9 protein-coding genes are annotated in these 17,079 nt (G+C 48.5%); 6 read left to right on the top strand and 3 right to left on the bottom strand.

Annotated elements, in window-relative coordinates:
• Positions 1-871 precede the first annotated feature (871 nt).
• Positions 872-4,195 (bottom strand): PDZ domain-containing protein, encoded by a 3,324-nt coding sequence (locus AB0L18_RS00940; protein WP_367390713.1) that lies wholly within the window; start codon positions 4,193-4,195, stop codon positions 872-874.
• Between the two features lie 303 nt (positions 4,196-4,498).
• Here AB0L18_RS00940 and AB0L18_RS00945 point away from each other — a divergent pair, with 303 nt between their 5' ends.
• Positions 4,499-7,153 (top strand): T9SS type A sorting domain-containing protein, encoded by a 2,655-nt coding sequence (locus AB0L18_RS00945; protein WP_367390714.1) that lies wholly within the window; start codon positions 4,499-4,501, stop codon positions 7,151-7,153.
• Between the two features lie 168 nt (positions 7,154-7,321).
• Positions 7,322-8,086, top strand: a complete 765-nt coding sequence (locus AB0L18_RS00950; protein ID WP_367390715.1) for an NYN domain-containing protein — start codon at positions 7,322-7,324, stop codon at positions 8,084-8,086.
• 138 nt (positions 8,087-8,224) lie between these two features.
• Here AB0L18_RS00950 and AB0L18_RS00955 read toward each other — a convergent pair whose 3' ends face one another.
• Positions 8,225-9,514 carry a hypothetical protein gene (locus tag AB0L18_RS00955; RefSeq protein WP_367390716.1) on the bottom strand — a complete coding sequence of 430 codons (1,290 nt, stop codon included), beginning with the start codon at positions 9,512-9,514 and terminating at the stop codon, positions 8,225-8,227.
• 110 nt (positions 9,515-9,624) lie between these two features.
• Positions 9,625-11,256, bottom strand: coding sequence for a DUF6089 family protein (locus tag AB0L18_RS00960; protein WP_367390717.1), 1,632 nt, complete (start codon positions 11,254-11,256; stop codon positions 9,625-9,627).
• 366 nt (positions 11,257-11,622) lie between these two features.
• Between AB0L18_RS00960 and AB0L18_RS00965 the strand changes: the two genes are divergently transcribed.
• From AB0L18_RS00965 to AB0L18_RS00980, 4 genes are all read left to right on the top strand, one after another.
• A complete protein-coding gene (locus AB0L18_RS00965) occupies positions 11,623-12,711 on the top strand; it encodes an AAA family ATPase (RefSeq protein WP_367390718.1) in 1,089 nt (362 codons plus the stop codon).
• A gap of 416 nt (positions 12,712-13,127) precedes the next feature.
• Positions 13,128-13,262, top strand: coding sequence for a hypothetical protein (locus tag AB0L18_RS00970; protein WP_367390719.1), 135 nt, complete (start codon positions 13,128-13,130; stop codon positions 13,260-13,262).
• Between the two features lie 37 nt (positions 13,263-13,299).
• Entirely contained in the window at positions 13,300-14,277 is a 978-nt protein-coding gene (locus AB0L18_RS00975) for a ribonucleotide-diphosphate reductase subunit beta (RefSeq protein ID WP_367390720.1), read from the top strand.
• A 157-nt stretch (positions 14,278-14,434) separates the two neighbouring features.
• Positions 14,435-16,831, top strand: coding sequence for a ribonucleoside-diphosphate reductase subunit alpha (locus tag AB0L18_RS00980; RefSeq protein ID WP_367390721.1), 2,397 nt, complete (start codon positions 14,435-14,437; stop codon positions 16,829-16,831).
• The last annotated feature ends 248 nt before the right edge of the window (positions 16,832-17,079 follow it).

Below are 17,079 nucleotides of genomic sequence, written 5' to 3' on the forward strand. Positions count from 1 at the left end.
CTCTTCCGTAGAAAGTGGTCGTATTGCCATGTATGAAAAATAAACAGGTCAAAAAATGGGGTATTAAAATTCACACTAATCTTTGGCAGTGATTAAATCAATAAAGCTAATTTATCCACCGTCAAAAAAAGATAAAGCATGAGTAAGATTTCTAAATTAAGAATATTGAACAACTTAGAGATGTTCTTTTTCTTGATCGTGCTATTCTCCAGATTACAGTTAATATACTATATATCATCGCTTGATCCATTTACACGGATGGCTATATCATCATTGTATGATTACGAAAACGGCTGGGGTTTATATTATTGTGTTTTAGGATTTTTGGGAACATTTTTAATCCGTTTAAAGCAAAACAGTTACTTAGCCTGGAATTTAAAGCAGGCTGCATACCTATGCATATTATTAAGTTTTGGCCACAATTACTGGGCGATTACCACATTATGTATAGCCTCCTTGGTATTTTACAACTTAAAAAAGGTAAAGCTTTTCTTCACCAAAGGAAACGACAAACAGCTAATTTACAGGTGGTTTTTTGTTCCAATAAGTATATTTTTGATAGTTATAGAAGAATCATTCTCATTTTTGAATTATTGATTAGCTGGTCAGGAGCCAATAGCAGGAATAGGACTTGCTAGTGGCTAAGGCTATCCCCCTCCGTCCTCCGGACACCTCCCGGAGGGAGGACAGGATATTGCTTAGGCTATGATCAAATTTTACTTTGTGTTTATTACAAATAAGGCGGCAACATTAGGTTTTTGACCACCCCAAGATAACGTTATACCTAATGCTAAGTACCCCGTACCCAGTACAGCGAAGTTTAATGTAGGTTTCTTCATTAAGAGAAACCTACATTAAACTTCGCGCTAGATTACTGCTTACCCAAGCCCTTCGCCGTGCGATCTTCCGGGGCGGGGGCGGGCGTGAATTTAGCGGGTTGGGTTTCCAGCAGCTTCACGACTTCCTGCACGACTCTTTCTACCTGGGGGTCGCGGCCTTTCATGAGGATATTGGGGTCGTCCCAAACTTCGATGTCGGGTGCGACGCCTTCGCCTTCCCAGAACCAGTGGCCGTCATTGTCGTAGAGGCGAGCGCCCGGAACGGTGATGCCCCCACCATCAATGAGGCGATGCCCGGTAGCGGGACCCACGAGGATACCCAGGGTGCGCTCTCCTACAATAGGACCGGCTTTGAGTTCCTGAAATGCCCAAGGCAGGCCATCCCCTCCGGAGCCCGCCCAGCCGTTAATCAACATCCCGACAGGGCCGGTGTTGGTCTTGATTGGATGGGTATGATCCCGCCCGTGACGCCAGTGGAGGTTGTACACAACCGGGCGCTGCAACAGCTCTAAAAAGCGATCGGCCAACTGGCCACCACCGTTGAAGCGTTCATCAATGATGAAGCCTTTTTTGTCTAGCTGCCCGTAGTACATCCTCACTAGTTCCAGCTGGCCTTGCCCGGAGGTGTTAGACATGTAAACATAGCCCAATTTACCATCGGAAAGCTCTTCTACCATCTTCCGGTTCTGCTCGATCCATTCGAGGTGACGCAGGCGGACTTCGTCGTTTTCGTCGAGTAAGGTGACAATGACTTCACGAGGTGTCTGTCCTGTACGTTCAATTTTCAGGCTCACCGTCGTTTCTGCCAAACCGGCAAAAGCTGCATAAGGATCTTTGGTAATATCCAGCGGCATCCCATTAACTGCCAGAATATAATCGCCCACTTTTACATCCACACCAGGCTGATCCAGCGGAGAACGTACTTCGGTATCCCAAGCGGCTGGTCGGGCAATGCGTTTGATGCGGTACTTACCATTGTTCAGCTCCCAATCGATCCCCAGATAGCCCGTGACGAGGGGGCGTACCTGTTCGGCATCACCACCAAAGGTGTAGGTATGTCCAGCGCTAAGCTCAGCAGCCAGATTGGATTGCAGGGCGGAAACATCCCAGCGGGTGCGGGCTTCATCCAAAAGCGCACCGTAGCGCTTGCGGAGTGCCTCCCAATCGAGGCCGTGCATGGCTGGATCGTAGAAAAAATCGCGGTGGCGGCGCCAGGTGTCGTTGAAGATCTGTTTCCACTCTTCGCGAGGAACAAGATTCATGACCAGGCCATCAGTAGGGATGCTGTTCTCTATTTTTTGCCCCGGAGCGGGTTTGATGATCCCGTAGCGCCCCTTGCTTTCTACGAGGATTTCCTTGCCATCAGCGGTAACGACGGCGCCGTTGATATCATCCATCACGGTTTTTTCTTCGCGGTCTTCGAGGTCATAAGCGACGATTTTCACCGAACGCTCACCGGAACCTGTGTTGGGTGCGCGCGCGTAGAGGAGCTTCCCTTTGAAAGGCATGAGGCCCAGGATGTTGCCCGCATCGGGTGGCAGCAAGACCAAGCGTGCCTCAATGTCCTCAAAGTCGATGATGAGCTTATCCTCTTTTTCTTCTTTCTCTTTGTCGTCTTCCTCTGGCTCCTCTTTTTCCTTGTCGTCTGCTTTTTTATCTTCTTTAATTTCCACTTCGTCATTGCGCGCACTCAATAGTGATGGCGCATCAGAAGTGAGGCTGACTGCCGCAATCTGAGTCGCATTGGGGTACACCCAAGTGCCATCGCCCATATCAGAATACGAGGGGTTGAAGCTGCGGTTGGTCAAATAGAACAAGTACTTACCGTCTTCGCTAAACACGGGACTGGTATCATTGAAGTAGCCACTGCTGACGCGTTCCAATTTGTTGGTTCGGGTATGGTAGCAAAAGATGGCTTCGTTGGCATTGTCTTGCCCGAGGGCGAAGGTCAGCCATTCGGAGTTGGGTGACCAGGAGATGGTGTACCCTCCCCTACCGGGATGGCTAATATTCCAGGTGTTACGGGTCACCGTTTTCAGGTTACCGGAAGCGGCATCCATTAAAAAGATGGTATTGGTTTCATCAATAAAAGCCACCTGCTTGCTATCGGGCGACCAGAAGAGGTTGTAACCAAAACCTTTCCCACGACGGGTCATTTGTCTGGCTTGGCTACTCCCGTCGGCTGTCTGGAAATAGATTTCGAACTCTCCGGAGCGGTCGCTCCAAAAGGCAAGGGTTTTACCATCCGGCGACCAGGCCGGATCGCGGTCGAAAGCACCGCTGGAATTGGTCAGGTTCATCGTGTAGCCTTCCTTGACGGGCACATTGAACAGCTCCCCTCGGGCTTCAAACACGATGCGTTTGCTACCGGGGGCGGCAGTCATGTTGCTGATACGGCGGCTCACATTCTCAGCGCGAGGCATCTCTACCGAAAGGTCGCTGATGACATTTACGGATACAGACTCATACTTTTCAGTCGCCAAATCCATGCGATAGAGCGTTCCACCCATCTCGAAGACCAAATCTTTAGGGCCAGCGGCGAGGCGGGAAATATCAAAATCTTCGAATTTTGTAACCTGTCGAGAAGCCTTCGTTTTAGTATCGTAAACCCAAATGTTAAGGCGCATATTTTTCGCCTGATCAGAGAGAAAATACACCTTATCACCGGCCCAGGCAGGTTGGCCATCGTTGGCCGTATTGTTGGTCACATTGACCACCTCCTGACTTTCCGTATCATAAATTAAGATATCAGAAGTGAGGCCGCCACGGTAGCGCTTGAAAGGGTAGCCCTCGGTGATTTTAGTGATGTAAGCCAACTTTTTTCCGTCAGGTGAATAACTGGCCAGTTCGCCATACGGAATAGGTAACCGTTGGGCCAAGCCTCCGTTCTTATCCACCAGAAAAAACTGTCGACCAGAACGCTGGCCCAACTCGCGCCGTGATGCAAAAAGAAGTCGCTCTCCATCAGGATGCCAATCCACCATTCGATCCGCATGGGACTGGTAAGTGACCCGGGTGGGTACGCCACCAGTGATGGGCATGACGTACACATCCATGTTGCCGTTGTACGAGGCGGTGTAAGCGATGGATTTGCCATCAGGCGAAAAATGGGGATAACTCTCTTCGCCCGGAGAATGGGTCACTTGTTGGGCGGTTCCTCCATTTTTTGGAACAATCCACAAATCACCACCATAGACAAAGGTAATTTGGGTTTCGGAGACATCGATATAGCGCATGAGTTTTGCGCTGATCTGAGCAGAGGCAAGCGTCCCTAAGGAGCAGCTTAGGACCAGGATAAATAAGGCTTTTTTCATAATGGATTGGAGATCAAAGGTGAATGGAAAAGAGCGTTGCATCTCTTATTTGGTTAGGATGCCAGCTAATTTACTAAAGTAAGCGCAGGAAGAACACTAATAGGAGAAAAACTTGGTGAACGCACTAAAGACTGCTCTGAATCGCCATTTTGAAGAAATAGAAAAAGAGTACATTAAATTAATTAATTAGTAGCATCATCGCACATTTCCACCATACATCTTGTTAACAGCGGAAACATAATCCAAATTATAACTACTTTTAGTGAAAATATAGAGAGTTAGGTAAGTTCTCCTAGCTAACGACTTTATGTATCCAACTTTTCTAATCACCGAATAATTTATTCTATGAAAAATCTTTTACTAGTACTAGGTGTACTGTTTGTTGCATCCTTTGCCTTGCAAGCACAAACCATCGAATTCTCCGATGACTTTGAAGCTGGGGCAGGCAACTGGACCCTAGAAGGAGCATGGGGCATTACGAGTACCCAGGCCAATAGCGGAACCAACTCCCTGACAGATAGCCCTGCTGGCAACTACGCCGCCAGTCAGAATATTTCTGCAACTTTGACTACCGGTATTGATTTATCGGCAGCCTTGGATGCCAGTCTGAGTTTCTTCGCGATCTATGATATCGAAAACGGCAATTTTGATTATTGTTACGTGGAAGCAAGCGCCAATGGTGGTGCCTGGCTAAACGTAGCGACCATATTTGGAGAAGGGAACCTTAGCCCCTGGACTCAATACACCTATTCTCTCGGAGGGTTTGTGGGCAACAACGATGTGAAAGTTCGTTTCCGCTTTTTCTCTGACGGAGGTTATGAAGTAGACGGCATCTATATTGATGATGTGGTTATCTCCAGTTCGAATGAGGACAATGCTGCACCTTTCATTTTGCATACTCCGCCAACTTTCTACGCAAGCGTTCAGGGAGATGTGGTCATGTCGGCGGAGCTTGTGGATGTTTCCGGTGTTGCTAGCTCTACCCTTAGCTATCAGGTAGATGGTGTAGCGGCTCCTTCTGTAACAGGGATGAATACCGTTGATAATACTTACACCTTCACCATCCCTGAAGAAGCTGCTGGATCACAAATTGACTACACCATTAGTGTAACGGACAACTCGCCCAACAATAATACCGCCACTACCAGCACCTTTAGCTACATCGCAGGAAATCACGTCATTTATGACAATAGCCAGGTAGATTTTGTTAATTCTTTTGGGCCTGATGCTCAAAGTTTACTATCAGGTTGTGCCGTAAGGTTCACCCTTTTTGGCGCTGATATAAAATACGCACTGATCCGTAATTACACGGATCCAAACCGCCCAAACAGCGACTTCGAATTTCACGTTTGGGCAAATGAAGGAGGGCTTCCCGGTGCGGATCTCATTACCCCGTTTATGGTTACGCCAGAAGCTACACTGATGAATACCAGCCCAATGACGCGGGTAGACTTGCGCGACTACAGTGCTGAATTATCGGCCATCACCGGTGATGTATTTGTAGGTTTTGTTGTTCCAACTGGCCAAACCTGGTTAACCCAAAGCACTCCTGCCGTGGGCAACCGTACCTACAATTTCAATGGTACCACATGGTCACTCAATGACGATGATTACCACTTCCGGATTGTGACCACCGCTTCGACAGCCGCTGATGATTGTGCCGATGCGACGGACCTGAGCAGCCTAACTGGTGGTGGGCCCAACAATACCCTTTCTTCTCCCTTGTTCGACAATACCGATGCTACCGTAGGAGGAGAACCAACAACCGGTACCGACTGCTTTGATGATGGCACTTTCCACAATACCCAGTGGTACACCTTCGTAGGCGACGGTTTGGCGTACAATATCAAGACCTCTGATTGTGGTTCCACCAACTACATTTCCGACGGTGATACCCAAATGGCCATCTACTCCGGTGACGACTGTGGTAATCTAATACCTGTGGCCTGTAATGAAGATGAGGACTTCCCCAACGACCTCTACAATGCATCCATTGATTTCCAAACCGAAGCTGGGGTTACTTACTACATCCTGATTGACGGCTGGAATGGTTCTATCGGTGAATATTGCGTGCAATTCACCGAAATAGCATTCATTACCTGTGCTGATATAGCCATCGGTGCAGCCTCTACAGATACGGAGCTGGTTTGCTTGGGAGACCCCACCTCCTTCAATTTAGCCGCTGGTACGGTCATTCCACAAGAAGGCCCTGTCAATGGCTTTCGTTGGGTAGTAAGTTCTGCGGATATTTCGGGTTCCGCGAATCCACTTATGGAAGCTTCTTACCTGGGCGCATTTGGTGTGGTTACCAATGTAGAAGACATCTATACGCCTGCCTTGGTAAACGATGGCACCCAATTGCCGGCTGGCAACTACTATTTTACACCTATCGTGTACGGGGGTGCAACGGGAACTTTCCCAGCGCTTGATTTAACCGATGGCTGTATTGCTACGGGTACCTCTGTTTTGGTGACCCTCCTTCCAACACTTCCTGTGCTTAATGGTACGGTTGTCAGTTCACCCGAAATAACTCCTCCAGGCGGCAATGGATCTGCGAGTGTAAATGTCATTACGGGAGGTTCCGAAAATTATAGCTACCAATGGAGTAACGGCGCAACCACTTCCACCATTACCGACTTGACGGCTGGTGATTATTCCGTTACCGTTTCGGATTTGTCTGGTTGCGTTGATCCTCTTGTATTGACCGTAACCGTTGATGTGACGGTAGGTGTTGATGATGCAGCATTTGTTCAAACCCTCCGTATTTTCCCAAATCCGGCCAAGGACCTCGCTACCATCAGCTACAGCTTTGAGGAAAGCAAACAATTGCAGATCAAAGTGACCAACACTATCGGGCAAGTTGTTTGGCTACAGCAGGCTCCTACCGGACCGCAAGCACAGGTGAATATTGACTTGAGCAATTTTGCGAACGGCGTCTATTTCATTGAATTCAACGACGGTGAGCAAAGGCTCTCCCGCCGCCTGGTCGTAAATAAATAAAGTGAGTTTTTATTGAAAACTGGCATAGAAACGCCGCTTTCTGACCTGGTCAGAGAGCGGCGTTTTTCTATTAAAAAAATCCCCAAGGATCGAACGTATGCTTTGAATCGTCCGTTAGAAGAGACGAACAGTAGGTACTTACCCCAACAAAAACCTACCTTTATTTTTATGAAAAACCAAGACAACCCCGATTTGAAGCTGGCCGTACTGATCGACGCCGATAACGTTCCCTACAAAATGGTCAAAGAAATGATGGAAGAGCTTGCTAAATTTGGCACACTCACCATCAAGCGCATTTACGGTGACTGGACCAAGCCCCATGTCCGGGGTTGGAAGCAAGTATTGCTCGAACACGCCATCACTCCGATCCAACAATACAGCTACACCACTGGTAAAAACGCCACCGATTCCGCTATGATCATCGACGCCATGGACATCCTTTATGGTGCTAAAGTCGACGGTTTCTGTATAGTTTCCAGCGATAGCGACTTTACCCGCCTCGCTACTCGCTTACGTGAATCCGGGATGCGCGTGATCGGAATGGGTGAGCAAAAAACGCCAGAGCCTTTTATTGTGGCTTGTGACCGTTTTATCTTTATCGAAATCCTCAAACCACCCACCAAAAAGAAAAAGGTTGGTACCGGAGGTACAACGAGTCGTAGCAAGAAAGAGGTGGTTCCCAGCAAGATCAAGCAGCTCATTGCGGAAACCATCGATGATATCAGCGACGACGATGGCTGGGCATTCCTCGGAGAAGTAGGTAGCTTGATGCTAAAAAAACAGCCCCAGTTTGACCCCCGGAATTATGGGTTCAACAAACTCACGCCCTTATTAAAATCACTGACGGGCATGATCGAAATTGATGAGCGCGAATCTCCTGGCCGTGGCCACTCCAAGCATATTTATGCAAGGTTGAAGCGGCGGCCTAAATAGGACCTAAGTAAAAAGACGGAAATAACTGCCCCCATTTTTTCTACCGATTCGCGAATATTTTCACGCAAGCTCCTTTTAGTCGCTTGCTTAGAAAATTTTAGCGAATCAAAAATGGGGGCAGTTATTTTTAATCCGTCACTAACGGATACTAAAGGGCAAATTATTTGTAAACATCATCCCTCCTAATTCTTGCAAGAAGTATTCCCCCTGAACCAACTGGCTTGACCATTGCTGAGGGCTGAGTTTCACGTTGGGATAAAAGAGCTTGCAGACCGTCATTTGTCTCCCTGTAAACCTATTCAAGCTTGGAATAACGCGAACGATATCGCCTCGAAAAATGGGAATATCAAATTCAATATGCCTTGAGGAAGGTATTTCGCCAGAAAGCATCCATGAAAACCGGGTATTCTCAAACTCAAATCCCCCTTCACCGTTTCGAACCAAGCGACTGATTGGACTCTCCAGGAGGAAGTACCCGTCGGGGCTAGCCATCTTTATAGAGATACGCCGAGCTTCATTCAAAGAGCTTACACTTGGTTCCAACCTCGTTATTTCATCCGGCAAATGATCGCCTCGAAAGAGGTATTGGTACTTATCCCTTTTTGGCGAAAGCGATGCCCGAATGATAAAATCTTCGAGAATATCATCTTCCGGAATTTGCAAATACAATTCTCGCCCTTCAAACCGACCATCACGACTGTCAGAAAAAGGAATACTCACTCGATCACCGAGATAAGGGTGATAAGCGGTAACCTGAAGTTGCCACCGACCGAAAACCGGTAAAACAATTTTTTTCTCACGAGAGATGGTCGGTAAATCGTCGTAACGAAAGGTTTTTCCGTTAAATTCTTGCTGATGCAAAATGTATCGCCAAGGTACTTGGCTACCTGTTCTAAGAAAAATATAATAATCTTCTGCACACTGGTCTATCCCTTCAATTGCTCCAGTTTGGTAACGTGACCGAAACCTTTTATCCGTGAGTTCTGCTTTAGGAGGAAATTGCACTTGAGAAAGACTATAATCCAAGCCTGTAAAATGATAGAAGACTTGTTCACTTAGGGCGTATTGCCCCAAGGCATTCATCTCTCGTGGACGGGCTACAGCTTGGTACAAAAAATCCTTTTCCAAACCATAAACGGTATAAACCTTGGTCAAATCTTCCTCATCGGCACTTACAGGAACATAATAATGAATCACCGTAAGATGAGACTGATCTGCCGAATAGCTTCTTAACCGAATCGTGTCGGTGTGTAATTCCTTAAAAGGATTATAAAAATAATCATCGATGATTTCTCCTTCCTCCCCAGAAAGGAAACAGTAAGATATAGTGGCATCAGCAAGCTGATCAACAGGAATGGTGACCGTGAATGACTGCGCCGCTGCTGGTGTTCCAAAGAGGATACCCAAACCGAATAAAAAGTTTTTCATCGTTCAGAGAGATGTTGATTTACAGAGCTAATATACAAAACCAAGGAAACTCTTAGTTACCGCCTATTTTTTAACCGATAGAAGTCCAGCTTAATAGCACATCTTCTTGTTTATCGAACGACCAACTCAAAAGCAACCCGCCGGTTTTTGCGGCGACCTTCTTTCGTGGTATTCGATGCAATGGGTTGGCTTTCGCCAAAACCTTCGTGCGCCATTCTCTCGGCATTTACACCAGCACTTTGAAGGTACTCGAAGCAAGCTTGCGCACGTGCTTGAGACAGCTTGAGGTTATCAGCAGCCTTACCCTGGCTATCCGTATGACCACTAATGGTAAGATGATAATAAGGATGTGCCATCAATATCGCAACCAGCTCATCCAGCTTCTCTTGCGAACTTCCCTTGAGTTGATTGCTCCCCGTTTCGAATTGTACGGCTTCCGTCACGACAGCCAAGGTTTCTTTGATGGCTTCACTGACTTCCGGACAACCGCCATGGTCTTTGGTACCCGCCAGTAGCGGGCATTTATCTTCGGCATCAATCATGCCATCGCCATCGCTATCCGGGCAACCTTTTGTTGCGATTGATCCAGCGAGTTCGGGACATTGGTCCTCATCATCGGGTACGCCATCATGGTCTTTGTCTACGTAAGGGCAACCTTCGCCTTCACTGGTGCCCGCCAAATTTGGGCAGCGGTCACGGGCATCTTCAATCCCATCACCATCGGCATCTGGGCAACCCGACAAACCATTGACAGCGGGGCAATAAGGGCACATATCTTGCTCGTCCTTCAAGCCATCACCATCCGCATCAGGGCATCCCTTCGCACTGATGGCACCAGGATAATCGGGGCAATCATCCACAAAGTCAGCCACCCCGTCAAAATCGGTATCAGGACAACCACGAGCATCTAATTTTCCTGCCTGGTATGGACATAGGTCAACATTATCGGGCAGGCCATCGCCATCGCTATCGGGGCAGCCTTTGGCATACTCAACACCAGCCTGCTCGGGGCAGGCGTCGTCTTTATCCAAAAAACCATCACGATCATAATCTGGTGTGACCCAACGATAACTAACGGTCACCCCACCGGTCACGTACCAATCATCGGTATCTGATCTCCCTGAATTGGATACCCCATCGAGCTGATCCGTGAAGGTTTTACGCGCACCAACTTCCAAGCCCAGGCTCGTATGCTTGCTCAGGTCAAAGCGAAGCCCTCCCCCCATAGGCAGGACAAATGCCGGAGATTCTTGCGCATCAATATCAGCTTGTATCTTGGGAGGAAAACCATCGATGCCTGGATTACCATACCGGGTAGAATGCTCAAAGAAGGTCAAACCAGCCCCCACAAAAAAGTAGGGAGAAACGATATTTCGGTACCCGCCAGTAGCAGGATAACGACGCTGCGCGAAAGGTTCCCATACCAATTGGAGACTCCCTTCCACAAGTTGACCGGTAAAGGAAAAATCGCGTTCCCTGATAACAGCAATCTCACTGAAAGCATCTGCGCCTTCGTAGCTCGCCGATTGGATGCCCGCCCGCAGCAAAAAGCTTTTGCTGATGGGTAACCCAAATTGCAGCCCTGGCGCAAACTGCACCTGGTCCCAGTTGGGAATACGGTCTTCTACTTGCAAGTCACCAAAATAAGTGCTTCCACCAAGTAATAAATTGAGTTCTGCCCGCGGCTGGGCCAGCAAAGTCACAGACCATAATAGTCCGCACCAAAGGATGTAGTGTCTCATAGGGATTACCTTGAATAATTGACTAAAACAGCTATTTTGCCGCTTAATCACGCTTTTTGAAACCTTCTGTACACAAGTGGCAAGCCACTTGCAGTTGTGCAATAATCAAGTAATTGATAATGTTGGATTGACCAATACCACTATCACGACAAACGTTGAATGCTTGCCGGTCAAATTTGTGTGTGTTTTCTCTAAAGCATGGAAAGTCAAATTGACCTTCAGTGGTTTCATGACCTAAAAGCGAAAGGATAAGAGGTAGTAAATATACCTCTGCGCACAAAAATCACAAAAAAGTTGGGAACTTGCTGCCTTTTATGTCATAAATTAGCTTAATACGTTCAAATTTTGCGCAAAAAACAAACCAATTTGTCAATTACTTCTCCTTTTCTTCATGGGCCACGCGTTAGTACGCAAGCTGCTTATCAGTATTTGCAGCGCCTTTTCACACAACCAGCTCACCAGGTGCCTCCTGTTTGCCTATGGGGAAAACATGGAATTGGTAAGACGGAGTTGATTTTAGCACTGGCTCAGGAGAAAAGCTGGCCCTGTAGAGTGATCAATCCAGCACAGTTTGAAGAGATGGGTGACTTGATTGGCCTCCCCTATTTAGACCACAAGGAAGTTGGTGGTGCGCTAAGCCGTTTTGCCCCACCGGAATGGATCCCCCAAGGTGAGGGGCCTGGCATTTTGTTGATTGATGATTTCAACCGAGCCGACGATCGCATTCTCCGAGGCTTGATGGCCTTGTGGCAAGCACGCCGCCTCAGCTCCTGGGCCTTACCGGAGGATTGGTACATTTTGCTGACGGGCAACCCCGAAGGGCAGCAGTATTCGGTCACGCCCGTAGATGAAGCCACCATTTCTCGTATGCTTCATTTGGAGTTGGTCTTTGACCTTGAGAGCTGGACCCAGTGGGCTCAAGCCAGCGGCCTGCCAGAAAAAGCCATTGAATTTGTACGGCTACATCCTGAAAGTATTGATGGCGAACAGACGACCGCACGCACACTGACCTTCCTCTTCCGGTTGTGGCAACAATACGGGCAGCCCATGCCGCCTGATCCGCAATTGGCATTATTGGCACATTCGGCGGTAGGGGCACAAGCTGCGCAAGCCTTCGTAGCGTTTTTGGCCAACGAAAGCATTCCGCTCCCCTCCGCAGCCGACTTTCTGGATGCCAATGCAGCCATACAGCAATCGCTATTGGATCAACTGCTCACCGGAGAACTCCCCCGCGTAGACCGCTTGGCCACCCTGGGACAACGCATCCTCGACTACCTTCAAACACATCCTGAGCTTAGCGCTCAACAGGCTGCTGGACTGGAGCAATTCCTGCTTTCACCCACCCTCCCAGCTGATCAGCGGCTGGTGCTCCTCCACGGCCTAAGCAAGCAAGGGCATTCCGTGCTAGGGCAGTTGCTGAGGCATGGGGAGTTGAGTAAGTTGGTTTTGGGTTAGTTTGTTGGATGGTTGATGGTTGATGGTTTTTTGGTGACCTTGCCTAACCCTTACACGCTTCCAACACTTACACCCTTACACCAAAAAAACCACTTCCCACTTCCCTTTAATATAGTTGTCACCAAGCCGGGAAAGTTATCCACAAAAAAGTTATCCACATTGTGGAAAACTAATTACACAATTAATTATCATTGATAATCAGACACTTATGTTAGTTATCCACAAAATGTGGAAAACTGATTAACGTTTTTTTATTCTTAGCCCCTATCTTAGTGAAACCAAAGCGCCGAATAGGTAAATAAAACTTACTGATACCATTTTAACTATCTCTTTTCCAGCAGGAGCTTATTCGGTAAACAAACATTAAGGGGAACGCGAGGGAGCGGTATTTTTCCGATCTCAAAACCTTTATGATCATGGCTACTGTTACGGCAGTGGCCATCGTCATGCCCCGAACCTGTGCCACAAAACTACCTAGCATGTTGTGCTTGCCTGACCATTTCGCTACGCAATGGGCGGGGGTTGTAGCCACTAAACGAAACGAGTTGTAGCATTGAAATTTTAATATTTTATAAACGGAAGTAAAAGATGAACGAAAACGTAGAGCCGATCCTGGTAGAAAACCCTAACCGTTTTGTACTTTTCCCTATTCAACACGATGATATCTGGGCGGAGTACAAAAAATCGGAAGCTTGTATCTGGACGGCAGAGGAGATTGACCTGAGCCAGGATTTGACGGACTGGACAGAAAAGTTGAATGATGATGAACGCCATTTTATTAAACATGTACTTGCTTTCTTTGCCGCTTCGGACGGGATTGTAAACGAAAACCTGGCAGAAAACTTCGTTGCAGAAGTGCAGTATACGGAGGCTAAGTTCTTCTACGGTTTTCAGATCATGATGGAGAACATTCACTCGGAGACTTATTCCCTCCTGATTGACACCTATATTAAGGACAACAAAGAGAAGGACTACCTCTTCAACGCCATTGAGACGATGGACTGTGTGAAGAAGAAAGCCGAGTGGGCCATGCGCTGGATTGACAACGGCACCTTTGCCGAGCGGCTCATCGCTTTTGCAGCGGTAGAAGGTATTTTCTTCTCCGGTTCTTTCTGCTCCATCTTCTGGTTGAAGAAGCGTGGCTTGATGCCGGGCTTGAGTTTCTCCAACGAGTTGATCAGCAGAGACGAAGGGATGCACTGTGATTTTGCCTGCCTGCTGTACAATGACCACATTCAGAACAAGCTGCCCAAATCGCAGATCCGCGACATCATCGCCAACGCGGTAGAGATCGAAAAGGAATTCGTGACGGATGCCCTGCCAGTGAGCCTCATCGGTATGAACGCCGACATGATGTGCCAATACATTGAGTTTGTGGCCGACCGACTGCTGGTAGCCCTGAACGTAGGTAAGATCTTCAACGCCGAGAACCCCTTCCCCTGGATGGACCTTATCTCACTGGAAGGCAAAACCAACTTCTTCGAAAAGCGCGTAGGCGACTACCAAAAGAGCGGCGTGATGGCCGATCGGGATAGCCAGGTGTTTTCGTTGGATGAAGATTTTTAATGGTTGGAAAAGTGTAAGGGTGTAAGGGTGTAAACGTTTGGTTCACCTAAAAACAACCTTTACACCTTTACACTCACCCAACCTTTACACCTTGTTACACACACCCAACCTTTACACCATAAAATAACTTAAACACCACCATAAATACACACCAAAGATGGAAGTAGTAAAAAGAGGCGGAAAGCGGGAAGCCGTAAGCTTTGACAAGATCACCGCTCGTATTAAAAAATTGAATTATAGCCTGGCCAAGCAGGTAGACCATATTGAGATTGCCAAGAAGGTGATCCAGGGGCTTTATGATGGTGTGACTACCACGGAGCTGGATAACCTTGCCGCCGAGACGGCAGCGAGTATGGCGACAGACCACCCGGATTATGCGATCCTGGCGGCGCGTATTGCGGTTTCGAACCTGCATAAAAATACGGATAAGTCTTTCAGCGAAACGATGAAAGCACTTTATGAATATATCGATCCTAAAACCGGGGAACCGGCCGGACTGATCAGCAAGGAAGCTTACGAGGTCATCTGGAAACACCGTGACAGTTTTGACAGCGCGATCATCTATGACCGCGACTACCAGTTTGACTTTTTTGGTTTTAAAACCCTGGAACGTTCGTACCTGATGCGGATGGATGGCAACGTGGTGGAACGTCCACAGCACATGCTGATGCGGGTAGCGGTAGGCATTCACGGTGACGATATTGAGAAGGTGTTGGAGACCTACCACCTGATGTCGCAGAAGTGGTTTATTCACGCCACTCCTACCCTTTTCAATGCAGGAACACCACGGCCGCAGTTGTCGAGCTGCTTCCTCTTGTCGATGACGGAAGACAGCATTCCGGGTATCTTTGAGACGCTGGACCGTTGTGCAAAAATCTCGCAGTCGGCTGGTGGTATTGGACTGAGCATTCACAACATCCGCGCCAAAGGCAGCTACATCAAAGGCACCGGCGGCACCAGCAACGGGATTGTACCTATGCTGAAGGTATTCAACGATACGGCCCGCTACGTGGACCAGGGAGGTGGTAAGCGCAAGGGCGCTTTTGCGATCTACCTGGAGCCTTGGCACGCGGACATCTTCGACTTTCTGGAACTGAAGAAAAACCACGGTAAGGAAGAGATGCGTGCGCGCGACCTGTTCTACGCCATGTGGATGCCCGACCTATTTATGATGCGCGTGAAGGAAAACGGCAACTGGTCGCTGTTTGACCCCAACGAAGCTCCAGGTTTGTTTGATGTACACAGCGGCGAATTTGAGGCCCTGTACCACAAGTACGAGCAGGAAGGACGCGCCCGTAAAGTGGTGAAAGCCCAGGACCTGTGGTTCGCGATTTTGGAAAGCCAGATCGAAACGGGTACGCCTTACATCCTGTACAAAGATGCGGCCAACCGCAAGAGCAACCAGAAAAACCTGGGCACCATCCGCAGCTCGAACCTGTGTACGGAAATCATGGAGTACACTTCGCCCGACGAAGTGGCAGTGTGTAACCTGGCGAGTTTGGCCCTGGCCAAGTACGTGAAGAAAGACGGCACCTACGACTTTAAGCGCCTGTACGAGGTGACGCGCATTGTGACGCGCAACCTGAACAAGGTGATTGATGTGAACTACTACCCCATCCCCGAGGCACGGAACAGCAATATGCGTCACCGTCCGATTGGACTGGGCGTACAAGGATTGGCCGATGCGTTTATCCTGATGCGTTACCCATTTGATAGCCCTGAGGCACGCCAGCTGAACAAGGACATCTTTGAGACCATCTACTTTGCGGCCCTCACCGAGAGCTGTGCGATGGCTGCCGAAGATGGTGCTTACCAGAGCTACGAGGGTTCGCCCGCCAGCAAGGGCATTCTACAGTACGACATGTGGGACGTGCAACCCAGCGACCGTTGGGATTGGGCTGGACTGAAGAAGGACATCAAGAAGAATGGTCTGCGCAACAGCTTGTTGGTAGCACCCATGCCTACGGCATCTACTTCGCAGATCCTGGGCAACAACGAATGTTTTGAGCCTTACACTTCGAACATCTACAGTCGCCGGACGCTGTCTGGTGAGTTTGTGATCGTAAACAAGCACCTGCTGCGCGACCTGAACCGCCTCGGCCTCTGGTCGGACGACATGAAGCACCGCCTGATGGCGGCCAACGGCTCGATCCAAAACTTCGACGATATTCCTCAGGAACTGAAAGACCTGTACAAGACGGTCTGGGAGATCAGTCAGCGCGTGATCATCGACATGGCGGCCGACCGCGGCGCGTTTATTTGCCAGAGTCAGAGCATGAACTTGTTTGTGCAGAACCCGACCTTCGGTAAGCTTTCCTCGATGCACTTCTACGCCTGGGAGCAAGGCCTGAAAACGGGCATGTACTACCTGCGCTCGAAGGCAGCGGTGAACCCGATCAAATTTACCGTCAACGCAGAGGCGCAAGCATCGGTAAAAGCGGAAAACCTGGCGGCGGTAGCCAACGGCGGCAGCAGCATCAGCCAAGCCACAGCAGCCGAAGAAGGACAAGCCTGTAGCCTGGATGATCCGGACTGCTTGATGTGTTCTGGTTGATCTTAAAAGGCGTGACGAAGAGGGATACGTGGCTATCGCCACTTAAGGTAAAGGGTAGAGAGAATTAGGACGTACTCACGGAATTATTTGGAAATTTTCCGTGATGCTCCTTCCTCGCTATAAGCTATACTTTAGGTACGCGAAGCGGATCGTATCCCTCTTCTTTTTTTTGAACCATATAAGGCATATAAGGGCACTTAAGGGGGTACTTGTTTTGGACGCTGCTTTTTCTGCTATACTAGATGATC

It is taken from the genome of Lewinella sp. LCG006 (genome assembly GCF_040784935.1).
GTDB lineage: Bacteria > Bacteroidota > Bacteroidia > Chitinophagales > Saprospiraceae > Lewinella.

Bases quoted from the DNA above. Each gene is read 5' to 3' on its own strand.
- AB0L18_RS00940 (WP_367390713.1), bottom strand. From the start codon at position 4,195: ATGCAACGCTCTTTTCCATTCACCTTTGATCTCCAATCCATTATGAAA.
- AB0L18_RS00945 (WP_367390714.1), top strand. From the start codon at position 4,499: ATGAAAAATCTTTTACTAGTACTAGGTGTACTGTTTGTTGCATCCTTT.
- AB0L18_RS00950 (WP_367390715.1), top strand. From the start codon at position 7,322: ATGAAAAACCAAGACAACCCCGATTTGAAGCTGGCCGTACTGATCGAC.
- AB0L18_RS00955 (WP_367390716.1), bottom strand. From the start codon at position 9,514: ATGAAAAACTTTTTATTCGGTTTGGGTATCCTCTTTGGAACACCAGCA.
- AB0L18_RS00960 (WP_367390717.1), bottom strand. From the start codon at position 11,256: ATGAGACACTACATCCTTTGGTGCGGACTATTATGGTCTGTGACTTTG.
- AB0L18_RS00970 (WP_367390719.1), top strand. From the start codon at position 13,128: ATGGCTACTGTTACGGCAGTGGCCATCGTCATGCCCCGAACCTGTGCC.
- AB0L18_RS00975 (WP_367390720.1), top strand. From the start codon at position 13,300: ATGAACGAAAACGTAGAGCCGATCCTGGTAGAAAACCCTAACCGTTTT.
- AB0L18_RS00980 (WP_367390721.1), top strand. From the start codon at position 14,435: ATGGAAGTAGTAAAAAGAGGCGGAAAGCGGGAAGCCGTAAGCTTTGAC.